Source organism: Thermanaeromonas sp., from assembly GCF_021890735.1.
GTDB lineage: Bacteria > Bacillota > DSM-521 > Neomoorellales > Neomoorellaceae > Thermanaeromonas.
The window spans coordinates 1-3,172 of sequence record NZ_JAKKUR010000129.1; the positions used below are offsets into that span (position 1 = coordinate 1).

General features: G+C 55.6%; 3 protein-coding genes and 1 pseudogene. All 4 read right to left on the reverse strand.

Annotated features, from left to right (window positions below; genetic code table 11):
* Nucleotides 1-1,987: stalk domain-containing protein (locus L5656_RS11070; RefSeq protein ID WP_297202926.1), on the reverse strand; the 1,987-nt coding region annotated here is incomplete at its 3' end.
* A 93-nt stretch (nt 1,988-2,080) separates the two neighbouring features.
* Nucleotides 2,081-2,275 (reverse strand): hypothetical protein, encoded by a 195-nt coding sequence (locus tag L5656_RS11075; protein WP_297202928.1) that lies wholly within the window; start codon nt 2,273-2,275, stop codon nt 2,081-2,083.
* A 197-nt stretch (nt 2,276-2,472) separates the two neighbouring features.
* Nucleotides 2,473-2,658, reverse strand: a complete 186-nt coding sequence (locus L5656_RS11080; protein ID WP_297202930.1) for an aspartyl-phosphate phosphatase Spo0E family protein — start codon at nt 2,656-2,658, stop codon at nt 2,473-2,475.
* A 324-nt stretch (nt 2,659-2,982) separates the two neighbouring features.
* A pseudogene (locus tag L5656_RS11085) lies at nt 2,983-3,172 on the reverse strand (ISLre2 family transposase); the annotation flags it as partial.

Here is a 3,172-nt window from a genome sequence, read left to right on the forward strand (position 1 = left end):
GCCACACTACTACCTGCTGCCTCTTCTCCACCCAGCCTACCTCATACCCCAAAGCCTCCGCCACATAACGCGCCGGTAGAAAAACGCGCTCCTCCCTTTCAACGGGCGCCACGTCCATGGGTTCCACCCGCCCGTCAACTTCTATTTCCTTCCTGCCCACCTGTAGCACTATGGTGTGGCCTTGGGAAGAAATCTTTACGAGACGCTCCTTCTCATCCCAAAAAATACCTTCGCCAGGCACTCCCAGCGCCTGGGCCAAAAACCGCAGGGGCACGAAGGTGCGGCCTTCATACGTAAAGGGAGCCACGTCCATCTCCTTCGTCTCCCCCCTCGAAGTGTAGCGTTTCTCGCCCAAAGTGAAAACTGCCGCCGGGATACCCCTACCTTCTACCAGGTAGGCCTGGCTGAAAGCTTCCCTCCCCTGGCTATCAAAAACCTTAACTTCAAGGGACACTGGCCCATAGGCCCGGCTAAAATCAACCTTAGCCAGGTAGGGAGGGGTGCTGGTCCGGGCTATAAGCCTGCCGTCAAGATAATATTCAACCCGACTGATAAAGGGGTCGTAAATCTTGGCATAAGCGCCAAGGATAACCTCACCGTTGAGCTTTTCCCCTTCATTGAGCTCACGGTAAGAAGAAGCCGTGCTGCTCTGGCCAACCTGCTCTAAGTAATAAGGGCTGGCTATGGCTTCCCGGTAGGCCCTCAGCACTTCTTCTTTGTCGCTGAGCCGATAGTCGCTCACTTTAGCCTGAGTGTAGAGAGGGTCGCTTTCGTTCAGATCGAAATAAACAACAGCTTTAACGCGGGGATAAAGGATGGGCAGGGTGCTGTAAAACTTACGGATATAGTTGGCCGCCCACCGGCTTACATCCTCCTGATAGGGCTTGAGGGCGGTATGAGCAATCCCGAACTCCCCCACCATAAGGGGCTTCCGGCCGGCAAACATGCGGTACCAGTAGTCCAGGCGCTGCAGCGGATCTATCCCTGCACCGGGCTGGTCTGCCCTTCCGCTTAAATAATAGTCGCTGTAAAAGTTCACGCCCACCCAGTCCACGTAAGTATCACCGGGGTAGTAGGAAAGGGCACCGGCTTTAACCCCTTCCGGCTGGACTATATCAAAGGGATTCCAAACCATGGCCACATTAGGTGCGTACTCCCGCATAATGGAAGCGACCTTCCTGAACCAGAAAACATATTTCTGGGGGTCGCCGTGCCACTGGTTGGTTCCCTCCATGTTCATCTCCGACGCAAACCGCAGGAACACCGGTATGTTCAGCTCTCCCAACTGCCAGGCAATATCAAGTATATCTTCTTCCCGTAACCCGTCCAGCCCGCAATTCGGTTCCAGCGCAAGGACCAGCCCGGCTCCCGGGACCTCCTGCACCTTATGTATAGTATCCCAGGGTAGAAACACCTCACCCGGACCATAGATATGCGCGTAGCTTAAGAAGAGAGCGTGCTGCCTGCCGTACAGCTCTTTCACCCGGTTGTAATCGTGGCTGGCCTGGCCGCGCTCTTCGTAGAGGCCCAGATAAGCGCCCCTAACTGGCTCAAACTTGGCTAAGGAAGGGGTGTTTCCTCTCCCTACCTGGTAAAAGAGACGCACAACTGGCCGCAGCGCTTCTCCCCGGGCCGTCTCTCCCCAGGCCCAGTCAGGCTTGCCTGCCCGCTCGAAAAGGGCGGCCTCTTTAGCATAAGCCTCTCCCGCCTCGATGAGCTTTCCCTGCCGCTCGCAAAGGTAGAATATTTTCTGCCAGGCCAGCCCGGCATTAATAAGGTCGCCCTGCTGTTCGAAATAACCAGCAGCCCGCCGGTAAAGGTTTTCGGCGGCAGCCGGATCGCTGGCCTCGATATCCCTGGCCCGCTGCCAGTCCGACCACGGATCGTAACCTGCTGACGCCGGCGGAGCAAATAACGCCAACAACAAGAGTAAGACTGCTAACTGAATAGTGCTGAAAAACTCTAAATTTCCCCACCGTCTCTGCATTTGACGCAACCCTCCCCGACTGGACAGAATTCCCGCACCCAATTCCCAACCAAAGCCAGAATAATGCGCCGCGGCACCCCTCTTCAACACACGTTAAATGACTTCCAGTTCCGTCAGCAGCCCGGTCTCCTCGTCCACAAATACTACCAGCTGGCGGCCATCCAGGGTATTCGTGTGAACCAGGGCAACGCTTTTCCCCGGCCGGTAGTGCTGGAAGCGCACCGTGTGGCACCCCGGGTCGCCGCAGCGGCACATGTCTACCACTTGCAACCCCTCAATCTGTGCCAAATAGGGCTCCGGGTCGGCGGGAGCGTCGAGGGGCAGGACCTGTCCCGTCTCAACGTCCACCCAGCGGCCGCCGCCAAGATACTCTCCCGTGGGGAGCAGTGACAGGGCCTGCCGCAACCACTCCCTTTCCTCCTCGGTTAGCGGGCGCGGTACTTCACGCATCAGCCCCCATCTCCTTTCCTGGCCGCACCGCGGCCTCACCTGTGTGTGGGGCCAACCCTGGCCGTCCACTTTGCGTGTAGTAGCTTTTCCCGGTAATACTGCACCACCAGCCCGTCCAACTTCTGGCTTATGGCGAGCAGCGTCTCTGTGTCCTCCGGGTCCACTGCCATGAGCTTCCTCCGCATCCTCTCTATCTGCACGAGGGTTTTACCAATATTCATATTCACTCTTCCTTACCGCTATCTTTCGACATTTTCTAGCTTAACTGCAGCTCAAAGCAAAACTCAAGGGGAAATTTGTCGAAGTCCGTGTCAAGATATAGTAGGTGCGTTCAGAAAGAATTTCTCCGGATGAGACCCCACCGTTCGATAATATAGCTTTGCCGTACAGGTCATGGCGGCTATATTACACATGGCAAACCTTGGATATTGGCTTGGCAAAGCTGTAAGAGAAGGTAATAAGACACCCCTCCCAGCCCTTCCCTCTGAAAGGCTACACTAGCTTTAGTTCTACCTTTTCGCCCTCTAAAGCTCAAAAACATCCGACTATCCCACAAGAGCCCAAAGACTTGGCCGGGTAAGTTCCCGTAAAACGTGCTTTACCCATATCCGGTCGGCATATGGACCCCTTAGAGCCGGTAAGGATACCCGTAACCATTTCTCTATATCCTCCACCTTGGGTCTCTCTACCACTTTCGCTTTCGCCTCCGCCAGCTCCTTCAATTTCTGTTGTTCC

Excerpts from the sequence above, each read along its gene's own strand:
- L5656_RS11080 (WP_297202930.1), bottom strand. The coding sequence starts at position 2,658 with ATGAATATTGGTAAAACCCTCGTGCAGATAGAGAGGATGCGGAGGAAG.